Genomic DNA, 25879 nt, shown 5'->3' with positions numbered 1-25879 from the left:
GGCGATATGCACCGACTCCAAGGTGAAGCAGGTGAATGTTCATGAAAAAGTTAGCGCTGCTCCTGTCCTCCGCCGCACTCGGCGCCAGCCTGCTTGTCCTCGGACCGGCGGCCTATACATCCGCAGATCAGACATGGCGGGAAGGAAAGCCGTCGCCAGCAGCCGCTGCCGCGCCGCTCTCGGAGCAACCTCCGGAAGCATCGGTCTCCGCCAACGCCAACGCGCCAGCTGCCCCAAGCTCAGTGCTGCGAGAAGCCGTATCCGGCTTCGTAAGCGAGCTTGCCAAGCAGCCGGGCTTCGAGAATTGGTCGCAAGCCGAATGGACGAGCCAGCCGCTTGGTCCCGGCACGCACGGCTGGGTGATTTTGCTCAAGGCCGGGGGTCAAGAGATCGGCTACCTGATCGTCTACGCCGATGAAAACGGCGGCTACCGGCTGACCGAATACGGCCGCGGCAATTACCCGCTGTTCAGTCAGCAAACGCTGTACCAAAGCCTGGTACGGCTCGAACTTATCGAATACGCTTATCGCGCCGAGCCTTATTATTACAACCCCCTGCAGGCAGTCTGGCAGGTGACCGTGGAGAATGCGGACCGTGTCTGGTACATTGATGCCAAGACGGGCGAAGAGCTTCCGTTTATGTCGGCGGACAGCTTCCCCGAACCGTCTTTTTCCATGAAACCGTTCACCACAGCCGGCTCTCTGCATACCATTATACAAGCAAGCCATACTTCCCCGGTCGATCCTTACGGCACGCTCTCCTGGGTGCAGGGAATTCCGGCGGCAGGCGGCGGACTCTTCGAATCGCTGCAGGCGCAGATCAAGGCGGGAACTCCCCCCGTGTATGCGGCCGAGCTATACGACGGTCAAGTGACGATTCCGCTCGCCGTATCCGGCTATCAGGTTTGGTCCGGCGGCGACCGTTTTGTCCAAGTCGTTCAAGACGACGACCGTTATCTTCCACTGGACGTTTTGACGCGTCTGGGCCATTTTTACCCCTAACCCAACGGTTTTTCTCCTCACTTCCCTATATAGAAAAGCTTCCTACGTTCCCTGGAGGCTTGCCCCATCCTTAACCGGACGGCGGGCGAGACTCGGGTGCAAGAAGCTTTTCCTTTTTTTTATGCAGGGCCTGTTATAGCGTCCGCCATTCTCAAGCATCGGGCGAATCCTTTCCTCCCAGCCAGCGTTTTCTCCACATCCGAATCGACAACGGCAGCATGCCGAACCAGCGAACCTCCCAAGGCTCCTTCGCCTCCTTGCGTCCCGCCCTCACCTGCCTCCGGACCTCCCTGGGCGTATCGATATAACGGACGACCCTCTCCGTCACATATTTGACCAATTCATCGCTTTTTCCCATGGCTATGGCGCCTCCCTTCCTTTCCAGTATGGGCAATGCCTGCCGGAGACAAACGCATACAATAGAACGAAGAACTATAAAGAGTCCGAGAAAAGGCGGCTTTTCACATTCATCGAAAGTCTGGCGTCAAGTTAAGCGCGTGAATCGTCTAACCTATAAAGTATGCCTTAAAGCATCAGGGAGGATGACGAGTCATGGGGAAAGCAGTGATCAGCTTAATAGCGCTCATTGTCCTATCCGCGGGCATGATGTATTCGCCTTGGGTCACGGAAGGCTTTGCGAAGCGGCGGGTGATCGGCGCCTTCGAGGATCAAGGAAGAAAAGTTCAGGATGGATGCGGCTTCAACTGTAAAGACTGCGGCGTGAAAGGCTCGAAAAAAGCGCCGTTCGGTCGGATGGTCAGCATCGAATATGCCTGCGGCTTGCTGCCGGCAGACTCCCCTGAATTTCACCAGAGGGGCCAGCGGTTTGTGTCGTTCCTGGGTACGGTTCATTGAAGCGGAGAGCTGCTTCTGTCTGCTCGGATTCGAAACTTTATACGGATCGGTAGCGTTTAAGAGTAAAAGGTCAGAATCTTTAAGGGAGTGAACAAAGATGAGGTTGCCTCTAAAAGCTTCATACGTAACGCTCTGCATTGTTTTTATCATTTGCGTAGCGGGAGGTATAAGAATAGTTCAAGGAAATAAAGAGACTGATCCAAGCCATACAAATCCTCTCAGCTATCCTCAAAATGAATATGGGCAAACCTACGGTTCTGCTGCAGAAGCCACCCCCATTGGAATGCTGCCCGACTTAATCTATTCGGGAAGTGTGAACGGCATTGCCGCCTATGTACTGAAACAAGATTATCTCAGCGAACTAAGCCGCGATGTCCCCTTGTATGAGGTTTCCGGGAAAGCCATCATTGGTTCCTATCGTATCAGCGCCAAAAATGTGACCTATCCTAAAAATAAAAACGGACAAACCTACGGCTCTTCCGCGGACGCTGCTTCTTCAGAAACGAGTCCGGAATTAATCCGTGCTATAGGTGTCGGCGGCACAAAAGGATATGTGCTGAAAACAGACTTGGACGGCAAGCTGCCGACATCGCCCGAGGAAGCCATTTCGATGCAGAACAGCAGGCCGCCGGGCGGTCGCGAAATTCCGCTGTATGACGTTGATGGTGAAACCATACTTGACGTGTTTCAGATTAAATAAAGTGCCCGCCTCGGCCAACTACAGCCCCAAAGGACAGTAAAAAAGCCTTCTTCCCCGCTGATCGCTCAGCCAGGATGAAGGCTTTTCTTTTCCGCTTTGGCATTTGCCCGGCTACATTTTCTCCGGCGCTTCCAGCCCGATCAGGGCGAGACCGCTCTTCAGCACAATCGTCGCCGCTTTCACAAGCGCCAGACGGGCGCTTCGCACATCGGCCGGCACATCCGACCTCAGAATCGGACATTCCCGGTAGAACCGGTTGAACGCCTGCGCCAGGTCGATCAAATACCGGCTGATGATCGACGGCTCCAGCTTGTCCAACGCCTGCACGACCCGCTCGCGGTAGATGTACAGCTCACGCACCAGCCCCTGCTCCGTCGGATCGGTCAGCAGCCCCAGCTCCGGCGCAGCGCCGGAATCGCCTTGCGAGGCTCCGTCCCCGGCTTCCGCACGCCGCAGGATGCTGCAAGCCCGGGCATGTGCATACTGCACATAAGGCCCGGTTTCCCCTTCGAAGTTCAGCGCCTCATCCCACGAGAAGACGATGTCCTTCACCCGGTTGTTGCTCAGATCGTTGAAAATAATCGCGCCGACCCCTACCTGGCGGGCCACTTCGTCTTTGTTGTCCAGCTCGGGATTTTTTTCTTCGATAATCTCGCGCGTTTTCTCGATCGCCTTGGTGAGCAGCTCTTCCAGGTTGATCACATTGCCCTTGCGCGTCGACAGCTTAGCCCCTTCCAGGCTGACCTTGCCGAAAGGAACATGGACAAGCTGCTTGGCCCACTCGTAGCCCATTAGCTCAATGACCTTGAACCACTGCTGGAAATGAAGACTTTGCCCCGCATCCGTTACGTATACCGCTTTCTCGAAGTCATACGTATCCTTGCGGTAGATCGCCGCCGTCACATCGCGCGTATGGTACAGCGTGCCGCCGTCCTTCTTGACCATCAGCGCAGGCGGCATGTTGTAATCCTCCAGCTTGACCAGCAGCGCCCCTGCGTCTTCCTCAAGCAGCGCTTTCGCCTTCAGCTCGTCCAGCACGGCCTCCATCTTGTCGTTGTAGAAGCTCTCCCCGGCATACGAATCAAACTTCACGCCGAGCAGGTCATACATCTTGTGGAATTCCTTCAGACTGATCTCCACGAACCAGCGCCACAGCTTGGTCGCCTCTTCATCGCCCTGCTCCAGCTTGACGAACCATGCGCGGGCTTCATCCTCCAGCTCGGGCCGCACATCCGCCTCGTCGTGAAACTTCACATAGATGCGCTGCAGCTCGTCGATGCCGTCCGCTTCCACCGCCGCGTCGTCTCCCCACAGCTTGTAGGCGACGATCAGCTTGCCGAACTGCGTCCCCCAATCGCCCAGATGATTGACTCCGACGCTTTTGTAACCGAGAAAGTTGAAAATGCGATACAAAGCCCCGCCGATCACCGTCGAACGCAAATGGCCGATATGGAAGGTTTTGGCGATATTAGGCGACGAATAATCAATGACGACGCTGCGTCCCTGTCCGATATCTTGAGCCCCGAAGCGCTCCCCTTGGGTAAGCGCCTCGCCTACGACATCCGTCGCATAAGCCGATTTGTTCAGGAACACGTTGAAATAGCCGGAGACGGCCTCCACGCGCTCTACCAGCGGGTTCTCCTCCCAGCCTTGGGCCAGTCCTTCCGCAATCTGCTGCGGCGCCTTGCGCAGCTGCTTGCTCAGCTTGAAGCAGGGCAGGGATAAATCGCCCATCTGCGGATTAGGCGGATATTCGATCCATTCCGCCAGCTCCTCCCCGTTTACGCCTTCCAGCCTCGATACTGTCTGTGCAGCCAGCCATTGCTTATAATTCATCTCTGAAATGTTCCCCTTTCCGTCTATACAGCCTCACAAGGCTCCCTGAATACAAGATAACCCCACAGAGTGGGGCTGTTTTCTCCGGAGCCGGCTTAGGCACCTTGCGGGGTCCCCGGAAATTTATTAAATGCCGGATGATCGAGAAAGCACCCCTGCACGGGGTGCCTCCTGCTGCCTCCCTATGGGGCAAAGTGACCCGATCGAAATTTCACATATCTCCCATTATATCGAGCAGGGAAAATCGAGTCAAGCCGTAAGACCGCGCCACGAGCGGCGCGTCAGCCCCTCCCGGGCTCTGCTGCGGGCCTCGGCCTGCCGCATGAACCGCTCACCGCTTCGGCCAGCGAGGCATTCAGCTTGATTCGGCCCCTTCTGGGATGGACCGTCATGCCTGCTTCCTTCGGCAATTTTCTTAAATAGGCCGCACCATTTCCTTAAATAGGCCGCAGCGCCTACAGCATCTTCTGCATCAGCACCACATTCAGCAGCCTGCCGAATTTGACGCCAACTTCCCGCATCGTGCCGACAGTCTCGAATCCGTAAGCCCGATGCAGATGCAGACTGGCCTCGTTGCTTTCCTCAATCCGGGACAATACGGTATGAAGTCCCGCCTGCTTGCCATCCCGCAGCATTACCTCCAGCAGCCTCCTGCCAATCCCCTGACCGCGGTAATCCTCCCGGATGTACATCGACAGCTCGCTCGTGCGGGCATAAGCGAGACGGTCCGAATAGCGGTTCAAGGCGCTCCAGCCTGCGATCACGCCTTCGGTCTCCGCCACCACCACCGGGTAGGCATCCCCGTGCTGGGTAAACCATTCCTCCTGCTGCGCAAGGCTGCGGGGAACCGTATCGAACGTCGCTACTGTGTTAACGATCGCTTCATTATAAATGTCCAGAATGGACGGCACATCTTCCAAAACCGCTTGCCGGATATTCACTGCTCCAACCTCTTTCTGTCCGTATGTCGAGTGTGTCGCTTTCAATTCATTCCGTTTACTGCCCCTAACGCTTATAGAACGCTCGCCCGTTTATGGAAAATGTGCTCCACATGATCCTAGCAGGGCCCTAGTAGTAGCGGCTACCCGAGCTGGCTCGGCCAAAGCACATAGTGGCTGCGGTCCTTCTCGGCTCCGAGCAGCTGCAGGTATTCCCGCTCCGGAGCTTCCGAGATGCGCACGCCGTTCCAGCTTTCAACGACAATTTTGCGCAGCTGCTGCTGCTTCAGGAACAGCCGGAATATCTCCTTCAGCTGTCGGCCGATATCCGCCTGCGTACCGTCCTGCCCGCGTTCGATCTGGTAGATGCGCTTGCCGTTATTTTCAATCCAGTACAGCCAGCTTGCCCCCTGGAATACCATGTAATTGCCCGGCTTCCGCGAGAAGGAAAGTCCCTCCGCCTGGGGCCAAGGAATCAGCAGCCCAAACGGATTGGCCGGATCGACCGCGCTCAGCAGAATAAGCGGTTCTTCCCTCTCTCCGGCCGAAGCGGCGTCTGCCGGAGCAGCTGCCGACTGGTACAGCCGCGTCAGAAAGTCCTTGGAGGCAAACTGCAGATACGGCAAATCCCGGATGAACAAGCCGCGCACGACCGTTCCCCAATGCTCCAGCTGCTTCAGCAGCGGCAGCACCGTTTCCCAGGCGTACGGAGAAACGGAGGCAACCAGCTCCTTGGTCAAAATCCCGTATTTATCGAGCAAATGCCTGATCCAGGCCAGCGCAGCCGCTTCCTTGTCATAGCCCGGGTTATACAGCGACTCCAGTGGATACCAGCGCCCGAGACCCGACTGGAACTTGTCCGGCTTCTTCGCTTTGCCCAACGCATGGAGCCGCATCGGGGCAAATTGGTCATTGGCCGCCTGACCGTCCCAGACCAGCTCCAGCAGCTCGGCCAGCAGGACGGAAGGCTGCTTGCCGGTCTCGATCGACAGCTTCGTAAGGAAAGCCGCTCCCTTGCCCATCAGCAGGCGCAGCAGCTCAGGATGGGCGGACGGCCTGTTCTCAGCGGCCGATTTTTCCAGATAAGGCTGGTACAGCCCGCTGTTTTCCGCGAGGAAAAAGGCGATCCGCCCCTCCTTCTCATCCGGCTGCTTGCGGCCTGCCCAGAACACCTCCCCGGATGCGCATAGCCAATCCAGGTCCTGCTTCTTGTAGCCGGGCAGTCTGGCAGGGAAAAGCACGCTTTCCCACAGCGAGACCGGCAGGAAGAAGCCCTCCAGGTCGATGATTAGCTCCCGCAGACGGTCGCTTCCGACGAGCGGGGAAGCTGTAGCCAAGCCGGCGAAGAGCGGCATATGGCGCAAATAAGTCAAAGCCGGCACGGCTTCGCTGCTACGCCGGAACAGCTGCACCGATGTTCGGATCAGCCGGGAGGCCACCTTGCTGCTCGTCCACATCCCGGTTTCTCCCGGATCCGAGAAAGGAGAGGCCTCCATCCGGCCCTCAGCCAGCGCCGTCTGCAGCCACTCCTCGGCCGCCGGCCGCTCCAGCGCGTACCGGGTCATCAGCTCCTCCAGCGTAACTGAGATCGCATGGTCGCTGTACCGCTGCAGAATAAGCGCTCTCGCTTCTGCAGACGCATTTAAACTTGCGTACAAGCTCCGTTCATCGCTGCTTATGTAAAAAGTCTGCTGCTGCAGCGCAAGCCTGCTGACGTTCCCCCGGACAAGCAACTGCTCCAGCCAGCCCGGGAGCTGTGCGGCCTCCTCCCCGGCTGCCTTCTGCAGCTCTTCGGCGGTAGCTTCCCCATGCTCCTTCAGATGGCGCAGCACGTCTCCGGGTCCGCTCCAGCTGCCGTCTCCATGCTCCAGTCGGCGCTCCTCCGCGGCCAAAACCTCGGGATGGACGGCTTGACGGACAGCCTCATCTCCGAAGATTTCAGCTGCCAGACTGCGGCTGAAGCCCAGCAGTTCCGCCTGCACATCCTGAGGCAGCGCATCGGATTCGTAGAGCCGAGTCTGTGCATAGTCGGCTTGAAACTGCGCCGCCAGCGGGGAGGGGGCATGCCCCCGGTGCTCGGCGAACCGGATGTCTCCCTGGCGCACCGCTTCCAATACGAGCCGGAGGTTATCCGTATCCGTCTGCTCCTCCAGGCATACCCTCATCGCTTCTTGGAACAGCGGGAATCGCTCCCGGAAGGGCAGCGCTTCCTTCAGCAGCTCTTGACTGCGCAGCCGTTTCTTCCATGCGGGCATCCGGGTGAAGCTCCTGGCCAGCAGCAGCGACGTTTCCGCCAGCTGCTGGAAAGTCGAGCCGAACATCGGAGACTGCGAAACGGCCTGCGCGATCAGCGGCTCCGCCTGCTCCCAGCTGAGCGTCCGGATTGCTGATACGATGGACGCGTCATGGCCGGAGAACACCAGCTCGAACCCGTTGTCCCGCGCATTCGTATACAGAGCCTGATGCCCGGCTTCCGTCAGCTTGCGGCTCACGCTCATCAGCCAGGTCCGGTTGAGCCTGCGGCCGAGCAAACTATGCACGATGCAATGGCTATGTCCCTGCTCATCGGTGAATGTCTCGATGACGATTTGCCGGTCCGTGGGCACGGGAGCCACGGCCATCTGGTTGCGGACAAATCCGATCAGGCTGGCCGCGGCCTCAGCGTCCAAATAATATTCCGCCATCAGCCATTCCTGGACCTGCGCGTCCACTGCAGACCGCTCCGGCAATCTGCCGTCTGCATCTGTTTGCCGATTTTTTCCTAGAGGCTCAGCCGCTCCTGCCTCCATCGGCCCGAATTGCCCTGATTGCAGTTGTTCTGCCTGCAGTTGTTCTGTCTGCAGTTGGTCTGCTTGCGGTTGGTCTGGCTGCACCTGCTCTGCCTGCACCCGCTCTGTCTGCATCCTCTCTGGCTGCACCTGCTCTGCCTTCCCATGTCCTGTCTGCAGGCGGCTTCTCAGCTCCCGCCACAAGGCTCCGGTCTGCATGCCCAGCTCATACGACTTGCCTCCCGATTCCCCGCGCCAGAAGGGAATTTCGCTGTAACGGTTCTCCGCCTCCCGGACATAGATTCGCTCGGGACGGATGCGCATGATTCGCCAGGATGCGGTGCCGAGCTGGAACACATCCCCGACCGACGACTCCTGGACAAACTCTTCGTCCAGCTCGCCCAAATGCAGCCCGGTTTCGTTGTGATGGACCGGATAAGCTGTGCTTTGCGGGATCGTACCCGCGCCGACCAGCGCGGCCATCGGGGTCGCCGCGAGACGGGTGAGCCGGTCCGTCGCGCGGTCCCATTCGATCAGCGGACGCACGAACGGATAGAAGCCGGCCAGCATCTCCAGCAGCGCCAGCAGTCTATCCCGGGGCACCCAGCGGAAGCTGTCGCTGGCGGCGAGCAGGCGCTCCAGGCCGGCGACATCCCATTCGTCGCCGAGACTGACGATGGCGACCACCTGCTGCGCCAGCACATCGAGGCCGCCCCGCGGGATGCGGATGGCCTCGATGTCGCGCGCGGCGATGCGCCGAGCGAGCACGGCCAGCTCCGGCAGGAAGCTGCGGCTGCGCGCCACGAGCGCGCCACGGCTGACGCCGCCGACGCTGTGCCCGGCCCGGCCGATGCGCTGGATGCCGGCGGCCGCGCTGAACGGCGAGTCGATCTGGATAACCAGATCGACATGGCCAACGTCGATGCCAAGCTCCAGCGACGACGTGGCGACTAGGCAGCGGAGCTTGCCCTCCTTCAGCAGCTGCTCCACCTCCAGCCGCTTCTCGCGGGCAACGCTGCCATGATGGCTGCGGACCATCTCGTAGCCGACATGGTCGTTCAGCCGCAGCGTCAGCCGCTCGCAGAGTCTCCGGCTGTTGGCGAAGACGAGCACCGTGCGGCTTCCTTCCATCAGCTGCAAAAGCCGCTGGACTAGCGGCGTCCAGATCGCCTCCCGGTCCGCGCCGGGACGGATCGGCTCGGGGACCGTGACGAGCAGGGAATACTGCTTGTCCGCCCGGCTCTCGACGATCGCCACCGGCCTCGGCTGTCCGCTTTCCCAGCCTCCCAAATACCGCGCCACGCGCTCGATGGGCTTCTGCGTAGCGGACACGCCGATGCGCTGAACGGAGCCTGAGCACCAGACATGCAGTCGCTCGAGGGTCAAAGACAGATGCTCGCCGCGCTTGTCCGCGGCCAGATCGTGAATCTCATCGACGATCACCTGCTCAACCGTCCGCAGAATCTCCCTCGCCCGCGGAGAGGTGAGCAGCAAATAAAGCGACTCCGGCGTTGTCACCAGCACATCCGGCGGCGTCCGCAGCATGGACGCCCGCGTGCTCTGCGTCGTATCTCCGGTGCGAACGCCGGCCGTGATCGCCCTCCAGCCTTCAGCCCCGCCGGGCGAATGCGTCGCCGCCTCCGCCTGAATTTCCTCCAGAAACTGAAGCAGATGATGGTGAATATCATTGTTAAGCGCCTTAAGCGGGGTTACGACCAGGGTGCGAACACCTGGCGCATAACCCGCGGCAGCCGACTCCTTGCTGCGGATAATCCAATCCAGACATGGCAGCAGCGCGGCCAGCGTCTTGCCCGAGCCGGTCGGCGATGAGATCAGCGTATGCTGCCCGGAGCGGATTCGCGCCCAAGCCTGTCTCTGTACATCCGTCGGCTCACCGAATCGTGAGGCGAACCAGCTCCACAATACCGGATGAAACTCAGCTTCGTTCTGCCTCTGGCCAGCCATATGCGCCACCTCCACACCCGCTTTATAAGAATACAATTAAGATAGCATATCCTTAGCCGACTCTGCCAGCGGCCGCGGCTTGAGAGCTTGCCGGCTTGGGATGCAGGCGGACATCTCCCGAACGATTAACGAAAAGAAGGACCGCCGCGTTGCTCCGGCGATCCTCGTTCTTCCGGCGGGTCCTTACCTCTCCGTCCGTCTGTCCCATCCCATAATGAAAAGCGTAATCAGGAGTCCGCACAGCGACAGCAGCGCCCCCGTCCATGGCAGGAATTCCAGCCCGGCATGCGTAATGACCGCTCCGCCCAGGTAAGCTCCGCCCGCATTTCCGAGATTCAACGCCGAGTGATTGGACGTAGAAGCCAGCGCCGGAGCATCCTTGGCCAGCGACATGATCCTCACCTGCAGGCCTGGCAGTACGCCGAAGGCCGCCACCCCCCACAAGAAAATCGTCAAGATCGCCAGCACGGGGACATGCGCGGTTACGCCAAGCACGGCCAGTATGCCCGCCAGCAGAAGAAAACCGACCAGCAACGTAGGCATCAGCTTCCAGTCCGCCAGCTTGCCGCCCACGATATTGCCCAAGGTTACTCCGATGCCGAAGAGCACCAACACCCAGGTCACCCCGCGTTCTCCAATACCTGTGATCTCCTGCAGCAAGGGAGCGATGTACGTAAACACGGCGAACAAACTGCTGCAGCCCAGAGCGCCGGCCAGCAGCACCAGCAGCAGCTTCGGCTGGGCCAGCGCGCGCAGCTGCCGGACGAAGCTTGAACTCGGATCATGCGGAATCTTGGGAATCCAGGCGATGATCCCGATCAAGGTAATGACTCCCATCACGACGACAGCGACGAAGGAAGCCCGCCAGCCCATGTGCTGGCCGATGAAGGTGCCGAAGGGAACGCCAATAATATTAGCTACCGTCAGGCCCGCCATCATGACGGACACGGCGGCGGCTTGACGGCCGGGAGCGACCAATCCGGCCGCTATCACCGAGCCGACGCCGAAGAAGGTGCCATGCGCCAGCGAGGTGAAAAGTCTGGCTGCCATCAGCACCCCATAATTCGGCGCGAGAGCCGCCACCCCGTTCCCGATGATGAAGAGAATCATCAGGATGCAGAGCAGTACCTTCTGCGGCAGCCTCGAGGTTGCCAGCGCAAGCACCGGCGCTCCGATCGCGACGCCAAGCGCGTAGCCTGTAATAAGCTGGCCCGCCTTCGGGATGCTTACCTGAAGATCTGCCGCCACATTGGGCAGCAGCCCCATGATGACGAATTCGGTCATTCCGATAGCGAACGCTCCTGCCGTCAAGGACAGGAGCGAGATCGGAAATTTTTCTTTATGCTTTTCCATGAAACAGGGTCCTTCTCTCTTATAATATAGTTACACCATGATGCCTCCCTTGAGAGGGACACCTAAACAGCTTGAAAAAACTCATAAATGCATCAGATTGACGTTCACACGCACAGGTTTATACGAAAATCCGCACATGTCCGCCAGACTAACCTTCACACGCACAGGTTTTATACGAAAATCCGCGCAAGTCCGCCAGAATGACATTCATAACGCATAGGTTTTATACGAAAATCCGCATATGTCCGTCAGACTAACCTTCACACGCACAGGTTTTATACGAAAATCCGCACATGTCCGCCAGACTAACCTTCACACGCACAGGTTTTATACGAAAATCCGCACTTGTCCGCCAGACTGACGATCACACGCACAGGTTTATACGAAAATCCGCACTTGTCCGCCAGACTGACGTTCACACGCACAGGTTTATACGAAAATCCGCACATGTCCGCCAGACTAACCTTCACACGCACAGGTTTTATACGAAAATCCGCACATGTCCGCCAGACTAACCTTCATACGCACAGGTTTTATACGAAAATCCGCACATGTCCGCCAGACTAACCTTCACACGCACAGGTTTATACGAAAGTCCGTACATGTCCGCCCCGCTGGCGCTAAAACCTACAAGGTTCGTCGGGAACCCCCGTCCACTCCTTTAATGTCTGCCTCCGCGAGAACTCCGAGCAGCAACACCCTATAAGCCTATCGCCGCCTTGCATTACTGCCACTACCGCGAAGACTACTCACCGGACACCGGAATAGACAGCCACGCTCTGTCCTGGCTCCAGTTGGCCTGTACGGGCGATTCAAAGAAATCGGTCAACACCTCGCTGCGCAGCACATCCCGCGTAAATCCCTTGGCGAAAACCGTACCTCGGCGCAGCAGCACCGTATGGGTAAAAATCGGAATAATCTCTTCCGTATGATGCGTGACGAATAGCATATGGGGCGCTTCCGGCGACTTGGCCAGTTCGCTGATGCTGTTCAGCAGCGCTTCCCTGGAGAAAAAATCAAGCCCGTTGCATGCCTCATCCAGAATAAGCAGCTTGGGAGACGCCATCAGAGCGCGGGCGATCAATATTTTCTGCTTTTCCCCCTGAGAGCAGCCCTGATAAATACGGTCGATCAGATGGGCACAGCCCAGTTGTTGCATAAGCTGGGCCGCCCGCTCGTAATCTTCGTTCGTCGGCTTGTCATACAGGCCGATGGAGGCATGCTTGCCGCTAATTACGACATGCTGCGTACGTTCGTTCGGATACATCTTCTCTTGCAGCGAAGAGCTGACCCAACCGATCGACTTGCGCAGATCGCGAAGATCTACCTCGCCGAACCGGTGGCCCAGCACGGATATATGGCCTTCCGTCGGCCAAATATAGCCATTGATCATATTAAGCAGCGTCGTTTTCCCCGAACCGTTCAACCCAAGCACCGCCCAATGCTCGCCTTGCTCTACCTTCCAATCCACATGTTCCAATATGACCTTTTCATCCCGCTTCCAGGAGACGTCGCTAACCTCGATAACTGAACTCACATTATTTCCTCCTCTGCCTTAACTCGCACGATCTCCAGGTTTGCCGCTAACCGTACCGGTCGTGACCTTGTACGATGACGCAACGGGAGCCGCTGCCCATATAGCTTGCTGCCGCCGTGTTCCTTCGACCGGCCCGGCTTCTGTTAAGAACTATAGCACAGGGCTTAAAAATCAGGCAATAACTAACGCTCCTAGGCAGAATGATGAGGACTTCGCCGGGTGACCTGGTAACTTTTATGCAATGCTTCCTTGCGGGGATCATGTTACTATGGACCAACCGCAGGAAGCCAGCGAGATTCCGAGAATTTCCAGATCTTAATGTCTTCTTTTTCAAGCGGAAAAATAGACAATGGCCAAAGCTTCCCAAGAAGCGCGGGGAACCCAATTTTTCGGGGTGAAGCCGCCGCCGTGCGGCAGGGTGATTGCTCTTTGACCCGAACCCGTCAGCTAACCTCGCAGGCCAATAAGGAGAGGATGAGTTTTATGCGTTTCAAGAAAACAGTCATGACCGGTGTAGTAGCACTTAGCGTTGTTGGAGCCGGAGCAGGTTCGGCCTTCGCAGCGGCGCCAGCTGCCCAGACGGGAGGAAATATCAACTGCGCAGCTGTTCCATCTTTTACGATCCAAGGGTACGACTATTCTCTGGATGATCTGCTGCAAAGACTCCAGAGCGTGAACCCTTATATAGACTGGTCCGGCTTTAAGTATTCTGTTCCGGGCTCCGCACAAACTCCTGCAGCTGAGGTTCCAGACACGGGTGCTGCTCCGGGGACAAGCACGCCAGCTCCTCCGGCAGCCCAAGCTCCGGACACCGAGACGGCTGCCCCTGATGCGGGAACGTCAGCACCAGCGACAGGCGCCGGTTCTTCCCCGGCAGCGAAGCCGGATACCGGCACGGATACCGCTTCCTCCTCCGCTTACGCCGAACAGGTTGTAGCCCTGGTTAATACTGAACGTGCCAAGGCGGGACTTTCGCCGCTTGCCAGCAACGCTCCATTGACTGTGATGGCGCTGGATAAAGCCAAGGACATGTACACCAATCAATATTTCGACCATACGTCGCCGACATACGGCTCTCCGTTCGACATGATGAAAGCTTACGGAATAAGCTATACGTATGCGGGAGAGAATATAGCCAAGGGTCAACGCACCCCTGAAGAGGTCATGAACGCCTGGATGAACAGCCAGGGACACCGACAAAACATTTTAAGCCCGAACTTCACCCAGATCGGCGTTGCCTACTACAATGGCGAATGGGTACAGGAATTTATCGCGAACTAATCGGCGTCTTTGCCGCATAAGAAAAACCCTTAAAAAGACCAGTTTCCTTGAAGTACTCAAGGAGCTGGTCTTCTTGCGTTTATTCGCAGCTCAGGAGTCGAGCCATTCTAAAAACTCAAGCCGATTTCCAAACGGATCGTTTACATAGAAGCGTTTTACTCCTTCGTCAGCCCTTGCTTCGTCGTCAATGACTTGAATATGATGGTCATGCAGATAGCCGCGCAACTCCTCTAAGTGCTGTACGTGAAAGGCCGGGTGGGCTTTTGTAGCGGGAACAAAATCTTGTTGTACTCCGATATGTACTTGATGAGTACCGCATTGGAACCAAACGCCGCCACGCTTTTTTAAATTTTCAGGTTTTGGAATCTCTGTCCAACCCAACAAGTTATTGAAAAAATGCCGAGCCTCTCCTTCGCAACCTACCGGGGCAGCAAGTTGAACATGATCAAGACCATAAAATCTGTAAGCCATATTCCCCCTCCTTATATTTCACAATGTGAAACTCAGTTTCATCCCGCGCCTCAATTCTATAAGAATGAGCCATACAAATCCAGTTCTTTTTTAGAAGCCCGGTGAACAAGAGGCCGCAGGCCGCGCGTTATTCACCGGGCCTTAAACCATAGCGGCAAGCGAGAGCTTATCTATTTTTTATCCATGAGCTTTTATGCCAGATCAAAAATCATTTTTAACATGACACTAGATGACATATTACTCTATGTATTATGAATTCAACACTCCCCCACTTAGCAAAAAGCTTGAAGTGGCGGATTTTTGGATAACTGCTTCCAACGAAGCAGAGTTACAAGGTATTTCCTTCGGAGATACCTCTACCAAGCCATCCCTGCGGTTCCCGTAGTTCGAAGAGAGGCGCTACTAAACCGCAACTCTTTTTAGTTGATTGCGGCATTTTCGTCGCGGTCATGAACCGTATAGCACGTCGGACACTCCCATTGCCGCACAGCTAGGTTCTTCACTTCTTTGCACACAAATCCGCATACATGACACCTTTGGCTCGTTGGCTCGAACGTGTCTGCAAACTTTACGGTGCGTCCATACCACGCTGCTTTATACGTCAGCTGCCGTCTGAATTCGCTCCAGGATGCGTCTGTAATCGATTTCGCCAGGATGTGATTTTTAAGCGTGCTCACCACGTCCAACTTTAACGGCAACAGCCAAACATCTGCTGAATGAGCTTTTGTTGTTCGGTATTGGGGTAACCGCCGATTCATCTCCTCCCTAGAGAGGAAGGAGTATTTTCGGCTTTTTGAAATAAACAACTTCAAAGGAGTAGATGAACTTGAAGAAACTTGCCGGGAAAATCGCGCTCGTAACCGGAGGTAGTCGCGGGGCTGCGAGAGGGATAGCCATTGAGCTTGGAAAAGCCGGGGCGGAAGTTTATGTATCGGGAAGAAGCTTGCGTGGTGCTGCCACACACGGTTTTCCGGGCAGTATTGATGAAACTGTCGAGGAGATTCTAAACAATGGAGGAAAAGCCTACGCCTGCCGTTGCGACCACACCCGAGATGAGGATACACAAGCCTTGATCGAGAGAATCCGTCAGGAACAAGGCCGTCTCCATATCCTTGTGAATAACGTCTGGGGCCTGCATGACTTGGAAGTTAATTTACAACCCAAACCTTTCTGGGAATATCCGCTGAGCATGTGGGATGCTACGTTTCAGAGCGGAGTCCGCGCGCAACTGGCAACAAACCATTATGCGATACCGCTTATGCTGGAAGCTGATTCCGGCTTGATCGTACATACCACATTTCGGGATCAGGATAAGTATTTAGGAACTTTCTATTACGACCTTGCCAAAAATACGATTAACCGCACCGTATTCGGATTAGCTCAGGATCTCAAAAACACAAAGATAACGGCAGTAGCGGTCTCCCCGGGATGGATGAGAACAGAACTGGTAGTAAGGAATTTCGATACGGATGAAGCTCATTGGCGCGAGGTTGAAGCGCTTAAACACACGGAGTCGCCGTATTATGTAGGGCGAGCTGTGTCTGCCTTGGCAGGGGATGGCGAAGTGCGGCTTAAGAACGGATTGGTGCTTCAAGTTGGCGATCTCGCCAAGGAATACGGATTCACCGATATTGACGGACGACTCATCCCTCCCTTTCTAATATAATTACGAGAGGTGGATGGCACGCGGAACGCTAACGGAACTCACAGGCCCTTAAAGCCGTTTTCTCACAACCTCCACATTCTTACGGAACTCAGCGCCCCTTAGACGGGCAACTGGAGCGAAAGCTGCTCCGTTTGGCTCGCTAAGGGGCTCCCAGTTCCGTTACAAATGAAATTCGGTCGATTTCATGCGTTTAGGGCTTCTGAGTTCCGTTGTGACTCCTCCACCCCGTTCCGCTGCTGCGTAACACCCTGTTTTGTACACCCAACCTTGTCCATTCCCATTCTACTACTTCGCGCTTCCTTCGACTTTCGACTTCCAACTTCCAACTTCCTATCCGGCCTTACCCCAAATCGGGCGAATCCGTCAGCTCAAGCTCCGGCTTGGCCATGCCGTGCAGCTCCAGTACGATCAGCTCGTTGCGGCCTGGCCGAAGCAGCGGTCCCGGGAGATACAGCGTACGCTGCGGCCCCTTCTCCCAGTAGCGGCCCAGATTAAATCCGTTGATCCAGACCACCCCTTTCGTCCAGCCTTCGAGGCGGACGAACGTATCGGCGATCTCGTCGGCGGTGAACTCTCCCTTGAAAAAGGCCGGTCCCGAAGCAGAATCAGCCGATTGAACCGGCAGCGGCGCAAACGGCACGCTCGACAGATCGGACAGCGGCAGCGGGTAGATCGTCCAGTCGAACAGAAATTGATTGTCGAGGCGTACACCCTCCGTAATGCCTTTGGCGTCCTTAAGTCGCGGCCCGTAGTTGATCCGCCCCATATTCTCTACGAGAATGTCGAGCGTGGCTCCCTGCGCGGGAATGTTCACGATCAGCGGCTTCTGGTCCCAGCGCTCGACGATCCCGATCAGGCTTCCGTCGAGAAACACCTGCGCCCTGTCATGCACGTCCTGCAGATGTAATTCCTGTTCTATGCGAGGTCCGGTGACCTGTGTACGGTACAAGATAAAGCCGTAGTTTTGACCCAGCTTCTCCATCGGCTCCGGACAGCGGCGGCGGATAGGCGTCGACAGCGACTCCAGGCTTGTGAACACGTCCGCCGTTTCTGTCAGGGACACCATGCCGTAACGCTTCTTGGGCGACGGCCCCGGCAACGGATCGCTTACCTGGGCGCCGTACTTATAGAGCACCTCGCGTACCGCCCTATACTTCTCCGTGATATCTCCGCATTCGGACAGCGGCGCATCGTAATCGTAGCTTGTTACGGTAGGCTCGTATCGGTCGTGAAAGTTCGCTCCGTTGTAAAACCCGAAGTTCGTGCCACCGTGGAACATGTAGAAATTGACCGAAGCGCCGGCCTGAAGCATACGGTCGAGAACGTCCGCGACATCACTTGCCTCACGGGTGTGGTGCGGCTTGAGCCAATGGTCGAACCAGCCGTTCCAGTATTCCATGCAGAACAGAGGCTCGTCCGGCCGGTACTCTCGGAACTTCTCGAACCCTTCCTCGGGTCTGCTGCCGAAATTTACAGTGGCTAACACGCCAGGCAGCGTCCCTCCCTGCAGCATTTGATCCGTCGGACCGTCCGAGGTGAAGAGCATGACATCAATGCCCCGTGCAACCAGGCCGTTTTTCAAGTATGCCAGATAGTCTGTGTCATTGCCGTAGCTGCCATACTCGTTTTCGATCTGTACCGCCAAAATCGGGCCGCCGTTCGTGCTCAGCAGTGGCACCAGCTTAGGGATAAGCGCATCGTAATACGCGTCTACCTTCCGCAAATAAGCATCGTCCATGCAGCGCAGAGCCATATCCCGATCCCGCAGAAGCCATGCCGGCAGCCCGCCGAATTCCCATTCCGCGCAAATATACGGGCTTGGCCGGACAATAACGTGGAGGCCGAGTTCGCCCGCGAGCGCTACGAACCGTTCGACATCCGCCAATCCCTCAAAGCAAAACGAGCCTTCCTCCGGTTCATGCAAATTCCACGGAATGTAAGTCTCAACCGTATTAAAGCCGCAAGCCTTGAGCTTCAGCAGACGGTCCTCCCAATATTCGGGGACGACGCGGAAATAATGGATAGCGCCGGCCAAAATCCGGATAGGCTCCCCATTTAAAAGAAATTGCGGACCTTTCATTTGAAGATTTGACACGAGAAGCCCTCCCATGCAGTTGGTTTTAGCTATATTATCCGAGATGCTAGCCTGTACCTCAATCTCCAAATGGAGCATTTTCTATACCTTTTGTGCCGCTCGTTTGTCTGCATCGCGCCCAGGTGTGATAAAATACATACAAGATTCCTTCGAAAGAGTGATGTTCCATGCAAAATCTGATCGGCTTGCCCAATTTGACGCATACGCTGCAGGTGACAGGCTGCCATATCGGCCGTTACCCGCCAGGCTGGGAATATCCGCGACATCATCACCACCTGTTTGAATTGCTTTGCTGTCTGGAAGGCGAAGTCGTGCAGGAGATCAACCGGAAGTCCGTCACCCTTCGTCCCGGCGACTGGCTGCTGATCAACGCCGGGGTCAGGCATAAGACGGCGAACAAATCCCTCATGGATTATGAGTTTTTTAATGTACACTTTGACCTGGACGATCTGGACATCCGGCGTCTGCTGGGCCTGACGCCGTACCGGCTCATTTCTGCCGGCGATGCCGCGCGGTCAGGCGTGCTAAACCGCTATGTGGAAGAGCTGCAGGCTGTCATGAAGCAAAGCCCCGGCGACGAAAGCGACACCGGGGCTGGATTGGAGAATAAGCTTTTGCTGCAAGCGAACATTATGCTTATTGTCAGGGAGATGCTTTTGCTTATTCGCGGGCAGCAGGCGGAGAGCACGGACGCCGTCAGCGTGACGCTGTTCGCTGCCGACGCGGCGCACTTGATCGAAGAAAAGCTGTCGCTCGGACTGTCCGAAGACATCTCCATCGCAAGCGTGGCCAAAGAGCTGAACATGAGCCGCAGCCAATGCACGAAGCTGTTTACCAAGGTGTACGGCCTGTCGCCGAAACAATACGTCAGCCGGAAAAAACTGGCGATGGCCAAGGAGCTGCTTGTCTCCTCGTATTTGCCGGTGTCCGAAATCGCCGAACGGCTCGGCTTTCAATCCGCCAGCCATTTCTCGCGTCAATTCCGGCGCTGGACCGGACAATCCCCGACGGCATTCAAGCCGAAGCACCGCGGAAACGTCCCGGGGGCGGGCGAATCCCCTTCAGCCGACTGACGCCAGGAATCAACCGGTACCGGGTCGCTGTCCTTCCAGCGGAGCGTATCAGATGGATGAAGCAGGCATGCGTACGGTTATTTTTGTTCCCCGCCCCGCCTCGCTTTCCACCTCCAGCTGCACGCCATACTCATGCTTCAACCGTTTATTAATATTCAGCAGGCCCACCCCCTGCGCGCCGCGCTCCTCAAGCAGCGTTTCCAGCCGCTCCGGCTCTATTCCAACGCCGTTATCGGCAACGACAAATCTCCACTGCCCATTTGTTTGATGTACCGTCAAGCTCACCGTCCCGCCTTCAAGACGGTTGCCGATCCCGTGACGGATCGCATTCTCCACCAGCGGCTGCAGCAGCAGCGGCGGAATTTGAAGTTCATACGCCGCTTCCTCAATGTCGGACTCGAATTGAATCCTGTTCTTGAACCGGGCCTGCTCAATGCTGACATATGTGCGAATTAGTTGATACTCCTCTTCGAAAGATATTCGCCCCTCCGCATTGCTGAACCGGAAGCTACCGCGCAAATAATCGGCGAAATCGATAATCATTTTTCGAGCGCCATCCACATCCGTATAGCTCGATGCCACAATGCTGTTAAGCACATTGAACAGAAAGTGAGGCTTAATCTGCGATTGCAAAAACGCCACTTCAAGATGAATAGCCTTGCCGAGCTGTTCCTTCATCGCCAGCAGGCTGCCGATTCTCGCCTTCATCTCCTCGACATCGAACGGCTTCGGCAAATAATCGTTTGCCCCCGCCTGGAATGCCGCCACCTTGTCCTGCGGCTGAATCGCCGCCGTCACCATCAATACGGGCAATTCCAGAAGCGAGTAGCGTTTGCGGATTTCCTGACATACTTCGTACCCCGACATGCCCGGCATCATCAAATCGAGAATGACAAGATCGATACGGACCGGACCGTTGATCTGCTCCAGCGCCTCGTAGCCGTTTTTGACCGCGATCACGCGATAGTCGAGGTTCTGAAGGGCTTCCATCAACACCTTCAGGTTCACAAATTGATCGTCGACGATCAGCACCGTGTGCTTTCCCGGCTTATTCGAGTCATACGGCGTAACGAACGTATAATCAGATGGTTTAGGCGATATGTCCGTCTCCGAACGAGAAGCCCTCGCTTCTTTCTTCTGGGTGGCGATCGGCAGCGTGAACCTGAACGTTGACCCGACTCCCGGCGTTGAGTCCACCGTAAGGCTGCCCTGCTGCAGCTCGACCAATTGCTTCGCGATAGACAGCCCAAGTCCGGCACCCCGGCGCTCGGCTCCGTCGATCGTTTGAAACGGCACGAATATGAGCGGAATGTCGCGGGAGGCGATGCCTTTCCCCGTATCCTGAACCGCTATCTCGATCATATTGTCGCGTTTCTTCCCGCTTACGACAATCGTTCCGTTCTCCGTATGCTGGGCCGCATTGTCCAGCAAATTGCCGATAATCTGACTCAGGCGGCTTTCATCGGCAAGCACAGCGGACAAATCGGCAGGGACAAGGTTCGTCAGCCGAATATTGCGTTCCCTGCAAACATAAGTGTAGATTTGCACCTGCACGTCCACAACCGAGCGAACATCTGTGGGAGCCGTTACAACTCTGAGCTCGCCCTGCTTCAACTTGGCTAAGTCCAAAATATCGTAAACAAGCTGCGTCAGTCTGTTCATGATGCCGGTAATTAACTCAAGCTTCTCTCGCTGGGCCGGCGTTGGCGGATGTACGGTATCCTCGAGCATGGAGCGGGAAATATGGATGACGCCGTGCAGCGGCGACTTGAATTCATGCGATGTCCTCGCCAGAAAATCATCCTTCATTTTATCTGCTTGCAGCAGCCGCCTGGTCAATTCTTCGATTTTATGAAAAGCGTTCGAGAAACGAAGCGACATCAGCAGCGCCAGCATCAGCAGAACAAGGAAAGGCTCGAACGGCACCGTTGAATAGACCGGCATGCCGAAATAGACGCTCCGGTTCTGATTCAGCGAGAGGGCATGCAAAGCGATGGCCGCAAAAATCAAATAGCGGCTTCCTTCGACTTTGTGAAGAGCCGCCAAAACGAACACATAGGTGGCATAAAGCAACGAGAAGAAAATATAAAACGTTGTCAGCTGGCGCAGCAGATTGGCCTGCAAGGTCGTGAGCTCGCTTGCGAAGCCGAGATACAGCAGGGCCAGCAATACCCCCGTCATGAGGCAGCCTCTGACAAAACGCTCGGAGCAAAAAGGACGGAACGCCGTGTAGATATAGAGAAAAAAACCGAAGCCGCAGCCGCTCGCGGAAATCATCTGAATCCGGTAGTAGAGCCAGAACGGAAGCTCACCGATCGCATCAAACAGCACTCTCTCGCCTCTTGTGCTCGTGAAAAGCGCAATGCTCACGCATACCAGGCCGAATACGAGCAAGGAAAGATCATGCTTGCGCTGGGAATATAACCCGACGAAGTACAGCCCCATGATCAGGAAGGCAGTGACGGTAACCCAATCATGCATGAGCGCTTTATCGCGCATCCCCGCGATTTGCCCGGTTGTCCCCAAGTAAATCGATTCATTGATGCCGCTGCTAATCGGCAAGTCATAGTTCGCCGCTTGAAGAAGGAGCTCATTCCAGCCGGGGCGCAGCGCAAAGTAGCTGACGTAGGGCTTGTTCAGCCCGCTATACGTTTTATCGTCGGCCGGATTTCCGCTTGAACCGACAAGCTCGCCGTTGACAAAAAGCCGGTTGGCCAGCTGAATGGATGCTGTTTTCAATCCATATACGCCCCCGTTATCGCCCACCCGAAGCTGCAAGCGGTAGGTGGCCACGCCTAACGTTTCCATCCGGGCGGACCACGTGCCTGGCACCTGGATCATCGCAGCCACATCCCCGATGCCCGCCTTGGTCGGAGCAGCCAGATCGTCATGGACCGCAAGACGACCCGGATAAAATTCCCATTCACCGTCCAACGCTACCACCCCGTCATCCGCAAAATGCCAGGAAGTCAAATCCAGCGAACCGTTCGCCGCAATCGGCGGCTGCTTCTTATCCGGGGAAAGATACGCAAACAAAACACCATAGGTGGCCAGCAAGAGCACAAGCGTAATGGCAGCCGCAGCCAGTTGTTTTTTCATGATCAACCTCGCGCCCGCCCCTCAGTCTGGTCCAGCGCATGTCGAAACAGACGCACGGTTCCCTCCTCCAGCTCGGCTCCCAGATGAATGCGAACCATATGCTCCAGCTGCAAATACACTTGCAGCGCCTCATTTCGATTGCCTGCTTCCAAATGCAGCTTGATCAACGCCCTTCCGTCAGCTTCCGAATCCGGAGCAAGCGTCAATACCCGCTGCATGCTGTCCGCCGCAAGCGCAGTCTGGTTCCGATCGAGGAAACGGACGTACCATTTACGCAGCGCGCGAATGTACAGCTTCTTGAGTTCCATCTGCCTGACGGCGGCCCAGCCGAAATCGCAAGCTTCCATATAATCGCCTTTATACATCAGATTGATTTGATCATACAACCGCTCATTCAGCTCTTCTTCAGACAACACGCGACGCAGCAGGCGCTCAAATTCCGTCACATCGACCGTCACCCCCTCCAAGGAGGCGACAAAGCCTTGATCCGCTTTTTGGATACGGACCGGAACATTATTTTCGGCCAAGCTTCTTCTCAAATAGAACATGCACGTGTACATATTTGTTTTGGCTTTGTCCGGTTCGTACTCCGGCCATACCTCTTCGATAATCGTTGCGGTATCCACGGGCTTTCCTCCGTGATGGATCAGAAACGCGCAGAGCTCCTTGACCTTCTTCGTTCTCCAGGAAAGCATCTTATTCCCTTCGCCCGAAAGCTGCATATGGAATCCTCCCAAGCATTGAATCGCAAAGGGATTGGCATTCCGGGAGGCTTCAGAGGGTGCTGAAGCGTACAAGGACAAAGATTGCCGGATTCGTCCGACAGCATTCTGCAATCTTTCCACTGTAAACGGCTTCAGCAAATAATCCGTTGACTGAATCTCAAACGCTTCGACCGCATACTCGGCATAAGCCGTCGTGAATACAATAGGGAGTTGCGGGTACATTTCCCTTATAGCTCTAGCCGCCTCCGTCCCCTTCATGCCGGGCATCTGGTTGTCCAGGAACACCGCATCGACCGGGCACCGGGTCAAATACTCAATCGCTTGAACCGGATTGATAAACCTTCCCGCGACTTCCACATCTCCGATCTCACCGAGCAAAATTTGCAGCAGATTCAGAGCATCTTCTTCATCGTCAACAAGTATTACACGAATCATCGGTCTTTTCTCCTTGCTTCGGCAAATATCAAGCGAAAATCAGAGGCTTCGGCTATTTCCATCGGACGCCTTAAAAATTATTGGCTTCCCTTCTCAAGCTAAATCGTTTGATTGGCTGCTTCAACATGATACATCGAGTATAGAGACGAGCTTTAGTTCATTTCATGAAATTAGCCTCGAGTCTCCACGATATCGATATCACACGGACCTGAATCTAGCCCGTCTGCCAATTCCGCCGCGGTTACCTTGAACGTATAACCTCACTACGCCGAGACAGCAGCGCAAAAGGCATATACAGCAGTACGAAAATCAACGCAGCAGCCATTTCCATCGCCAGCAAATACCAGGGCCACGGCCCGAGTACATCAAGCAAGGAGCCTCCGATGGGCTTCCGCATCAGAAACATATAGTTGCCTCCCGTGAGGATATTCACTCCGAAGGCAAGCAGCGCAAAGCCATTCAGCCAGAGCATGGCTATGCCGATGGTGCGAAATTTTGGGCGATATCCTTCCACGATTGCCATATAAACGCTCGCAGCTATAATCCCGGTATGCGCGGTCATGAATAAAAGGAAGCGGACATGCGGGAACCCATAGTCCAGATCGGGAGTAGCCAGCGCCTGCAGCGCCCCCGCGATGCCGGCAAAATAAACAAACTCGAATAAACGATAGCTTCGCCGCCACAGCATAAGGGCCGATAAGATCAGCGTAATCGAACATAATTGCATCGGCAGCGAATGCCTCCAGTCCCATACGCCTTCCGCCACGCTCCATACTTGCAGGGCAGCTTCGCACGCCATCAACACGGCTGCAAGCCCATAGCGAACGAGGTTATTCCACGGTTCCTGTCGGATCGCATCCCTAAATAAGGCCAGCACCAGCAGCACGACAACCAATATTAACCATGACCCCGCATGCGCAAAGCCAAACAGTTCAAACGCTATATCCGACTTGCTTGAAACATAATCGTTCATAAAGCTCTCCTCGCAGTACGGACAGTGGACTCGCGCCCGGCTCTTTAAATTCCAGCACAGTTCCCCGTTTGCTACTCCATTGTAGCAGACAGATTGGAGGCGGTACACTTGCGATACCCTGGAGAGGGAGCGGCGGCGGAAGCGCGCTCCTCCAGGATATCACCGGACTGCCGTTCGGTCTGACAAGTGATAGACTAAGATATTCAAAGCTCTGTCTCTGATAATAGCACTGAGATAAGCGAAAAAAATAGACATCGTTCTGCAACAACAGAACGATGTCTATTTTCAATTCATTTAATGCGCTCGAGAGGACTCGAACCTCCACGGCTGCTGGAACTTGAATTCACTAAGCTCTCTATTAAATCCAAGGTGTGTCACTTAATTGAATGGAATACTTCACATCTGGATCAAAGTCGAAGAAAGTGTTTGATTGAACTTGAATGTCAAGCGTATGTCCCGCAGGCAGCGAGACATACCAAACTTCTTTTCCTGTTTCCTTGTGAACTTGACTATACGTGGCGATGGGATAACTAGGTCCGCTGGTTCCGATGGATCGAATAACATAGTCCAAGCTTGGATTCTCGAAGGTACTTAATTTTACATAAAAAGCCATAGTTTGGCCGGTATTATTAACATACCTGAAATAATCTGTATCTCTTATGAAATAGTCGTCTCCCTCGACATTCACAATTGTTCCCTCAAACCAATCGCCAATACCGCTAAAATAATTAGGCGAGGAACTACTATCCGGTTCTGCGGGAGTGCCATATGCAAACACTGATTGGGCCGAGAATATAAGCGATGAAGCAACGATACCAGTCATGAGCACTTTAGCCAACTTGTTTTTCATAGTTTTTCTTCCTCCTTTTTATATGCAATATATATATTACAGGGATATATTATTACATTTATCTATAATATTCCAATTTATATAATCTATTAGGATATTAACTATGAAATAATTAGGTTATCATTTCCATTTCAATATAAGATAAAACTAAATATAACCCTACTCCGCCAAGGAATAGGGTTGTCCATGTAATGAAGGTCAAAATGTAAAAGATTCAGAGGTTCGTTATTGAACTAGTGTTGAACTAATCATTCATTC

General features: G+C 55.3%; 19 protein-coding genes, 1 pseudogene and 1 riboswitch. Of the genes and pseudogenes, 6 read left to right on the top strand and 14 right to left on the bottom strand.

What is annotated here, in order from left to right; genetic code table 11:
- Window positions 1-41 precede the first annotated feature (41 nt).
- Window positions 42-1001 (top strand): hypothetical protein, encoded by a 960-nt coding sequence (locus BLR08_RS03640; RefSeq protein WP_143014326.1) that lies wholly within the window; start codon window positions 42-44, stop codon window positions 999-1001.
- A 151-nt stretch (window positions 1002-1152) separates the two neighbouring features.
- Here BLR08_RS03640 and BLR08_RS03635 read toward each other — a convergent pair whose 3' ends face one another.
- Window positions 1153-1359 (bottom strand): YqzE family protein, encoded by a 207-nt coding sequence (locus BLR08_RS03635; RefSeq protein WP_072328266.1) that lies wholly within the window; start codon window positions 1357-1359, stop codon window positions 1153-1155.
- A gap of 194 nt (window positions 1360-1553) precedes the next feature.
- Here BLR08_RS03635 and BLR08_RS03630 point away from each other — a divergent pair, with 194 nt between their 5' ends.
- Together BLR08_RS03630 and BLR08_RS03625 are read left to right on the top strand one after the other, a co-directional pair.
- Window positions 1554-1856, top strand: coding sequence for a hypothetical protein (locus tag BLR08_RS03630; RefSeq protein ID WP_072328265.1), 303 nt, complete (start codon window positions 1554-1556; stop codon window positions 1854-1856).
- Window positions 1857-1953: 97 nt separating this feature from the next.
- Entirely contained in the window at window positions 1954-2556 is a 603-nt protein-coding gene (locus BLR08_RS03625) for a hypothetical protein (protein WP_143014325.1), read from the top strand.
- Between the two features lie 111 nt (window positions 2557-2667).
- On the opposite strand, the gene argS is transcribed toward BLR08_RS03625, so the two are convergent.
- From argS to BLR08_RS03600, 5 genes are all read right to left on the bottom strand, one after another.
- Entirely contained in the window at window positions 2668-4392 is a 1725-nt protein-coding gene (gene argS, locus BLR08_RS03620; protein ID WP_072328263.1) for an arginine--tRNA ligase, read from the bottom strand.
- 455 nt (window positions 4393-4847) lie between these two features.
- Window positions 4848-5333 carry a GNAT family N-acetyltransferase gene (locus BLR08_RS03615; protein WP_072328262.1) on the bottom strand — a complete coding sequence of 162 codons (486 nt, stop codon included), beginning with the start codon at window positions 5331-5333 and terminating at the stop codon, window positions 4848-4850.
- A gap of 140 nt (window positions 5334-5473) precedes the next feature.
- Window positions 5474-10063, bottom strand: a complete 4590-nt coding sequence (locus BLR08_RS03610; protein WP_072328261.1) for a DEAD/DEAH box helicase — start codon at window positions 10061-10063, stop codon at window positions 5474-5476.
- A 183-nt stretch (window positions 10064-10246) separates the two neighbouring features.
- Entirely contained in the window at window positions 10247-11416 is a 1170-nt protein-coding gene (locus tag BLR08_RS03605) for an MFS transporter (RefSeq protein ID WP_072328260.1), read from the bottom strand.
- A 745-nt stretch (window positions 11417-12161) separates the two neighbouring features.
- A complete protein-coding gene (locus BLR08_RS03600) occupies window positions 12162-12953 on the bottom strand; it encodes an ABC transporter ATP-binding protein (RefSeq protein ID WP_072328259.1) in 792 nt (263 codons plus the stop codon).
- Window positions 12954-13294: 341 nt separating this feature from the next.
- Window positions 13295-13431, top strand: a riboswitch (cyclic di-AMP (ydaO/yuaA leader).
- A gap of 5 nt (window positions 13432-13436) precedes the next feature.
- Between BLR08_RS03600 and BLR08_RS03595 the strand changes: the two genes are divergently transcribed.
- Window positions 13437-14234: a CAP domain-containing protein gene (locus BLR08_RS03595; protein ID WP_072328258.1), complete on the top strand. Its 798-nt coding sequence runs from the start codon at window positions 13437-13439 to the stop codon at window positions 14232-14234.
- Window positions 14235-14324: 90 nt separating this feature from the next.
- Here BLR08_RS03595 and BLR08_RS03590 read toward each other — a convergent pair whose 3' ends face one another.
- From BLR08_RS03590 to BLR08_RS32075, 3 genes and pseudogenes are all read right to left on the bottom strand, one after another.
- On the bottom strand, window positions 14325-14705 hold the full coding sequence (locus BLR08_RS03590; protein WP_072328257.1) for a VOC family protein: 381 nt from the start codon (window positions 14703-14705) through the stop codon (window positions 14325-14327).
- A gap of 402 nt (window positions 14706-15107) precedes the next feature.
- Window positions 15108-15391, bottom strand: a pseudogene (locus BLR08_RS03585) (zinc ribbon domain-containing protein); the annotation flags it as partial.
- Between the two features lie 2 nt (window positions 15392-15393).
- Window positions 15394-15459, bottom strand: a complete 66-nt coding sequence (locus BLR08_RS32075; protein ID WP_072328389.1) for a helix-turn-helix domain-containing protein — start codon at window positions 15457-15459, stop codon at window positions 15394-15396.
- 66 nt (window positions 15460-15525) lie between these two features.
- Here BLR08_RS32075 and BLR08_RS03575 point away from each other — a divergent pair, with 66 nt between their 5' ends.
- Window positions 15526-16371, top strand: a complete 846-nt coding sequence (locus BLR08_RS03575) for an SDR family NAD(P)-dependent oxidoreductase (protein ID WP_256257404.1) — start codon at window positions 15526-15528, stop codon at window positions 16369-16371.
- Window positions 16372-16711: 340 nt separating this feature from the next.
- Here the strand turns inward: BLR08_RS03575 and BLR08_RS03570 are convergent, their stop codons facing one another.
- On the bottom strand, window positions 16712-18481 hold the full coding sequence (locus tag BLR08_RS03570; RefSeq protein WP_090585873.1) for a glycoside hydrolase family 35 protein: 1770 nt from the start codon (window positions 18479-18481) through the stop codon (window positions 16712-16714).
- A 152-nt stretch (window positions 18482-18633) separates the two neighbouring features.
- Between BLR08_RS03570 and BLR08_RS03565 the strand changes: the two genes are divergently transcribed.
- Complete coding sequence (locus BLR08_RS03565; RefSeq protein WP_072328254.1) at window positions 18634-19539, top strand: AraC family transcriptional regulator; 906 nt, start codon at window positions 18634-18636, stop codon at window positions 19537-19539.
- A gap of 48 nt (window positions 19540-19587) precedes the next feature.
- Here the strand turns inward: BLR08_RS03565 and BLR08_RS03560 are convergent, their stop codons facing one another.
- From BLR08_RS03560 to BLR08_RS03545, 4 genes are all read right to left on the bottom strand, one after another.
- On the bottom strand, window positions 19588-22638 hold the full coding sequence (locus BLR08_RS03560) for an ATP-binding protein (RefSeq protein ID WP_072328388.1): 3051 nt from the start codon (window positions 22636-22638) through the stop codon (window positions 19588-19590).
- Window positions 22639-22640: 2 nt separating this feature from the next.
- Window positions 22641-23798: a response regulator gene (locus BLR08_RS03555; RefSeq protein ID WP_072328253.1), complete on the bottom strand. Its 1158-nt coding sequence runs from the start codon at window positions 23796-23798 to the stop codon at window positions 22641-22643.
- Window positions 23799-24039: 241 nt separating this feature from the next.
- Entirely contained in the window at window positions 24040-24771 is a 732-nt protein-coding gene (locus tag BLR08_RS03550; protein ID WP_072328252.1) for a YwaF family protein, read from the bottom strand.
- Window positions 24772-25129: 358 nt separating this feature from the next.
- Window positions 25130-25621, bottom strand: a complete 492-nt coding sequence (locus tag BLR08_RS03545) for a hypothetical protein (protein WP_072328251.1) — start codon at window positions 25619-25621, stop codon at window positions 25130-25132.
- Window positions 25622-25879: the final 258 nt, after the last annotated feature.

The sequence above is a fragment of the Paenibacillus sp. cl123 genome (genome assembly GCF_900101595.1).
Classification (GTDB): domain Bacteria; phylum Bacillota; class Bacilli; order Paenibacillales; family NBRC-103111; genus Paenibacillus_G.
Note: the sequence above shows the minus strand (reverse complement) of the source record. Positions and strands in the feature narration are given on the sequence as shown.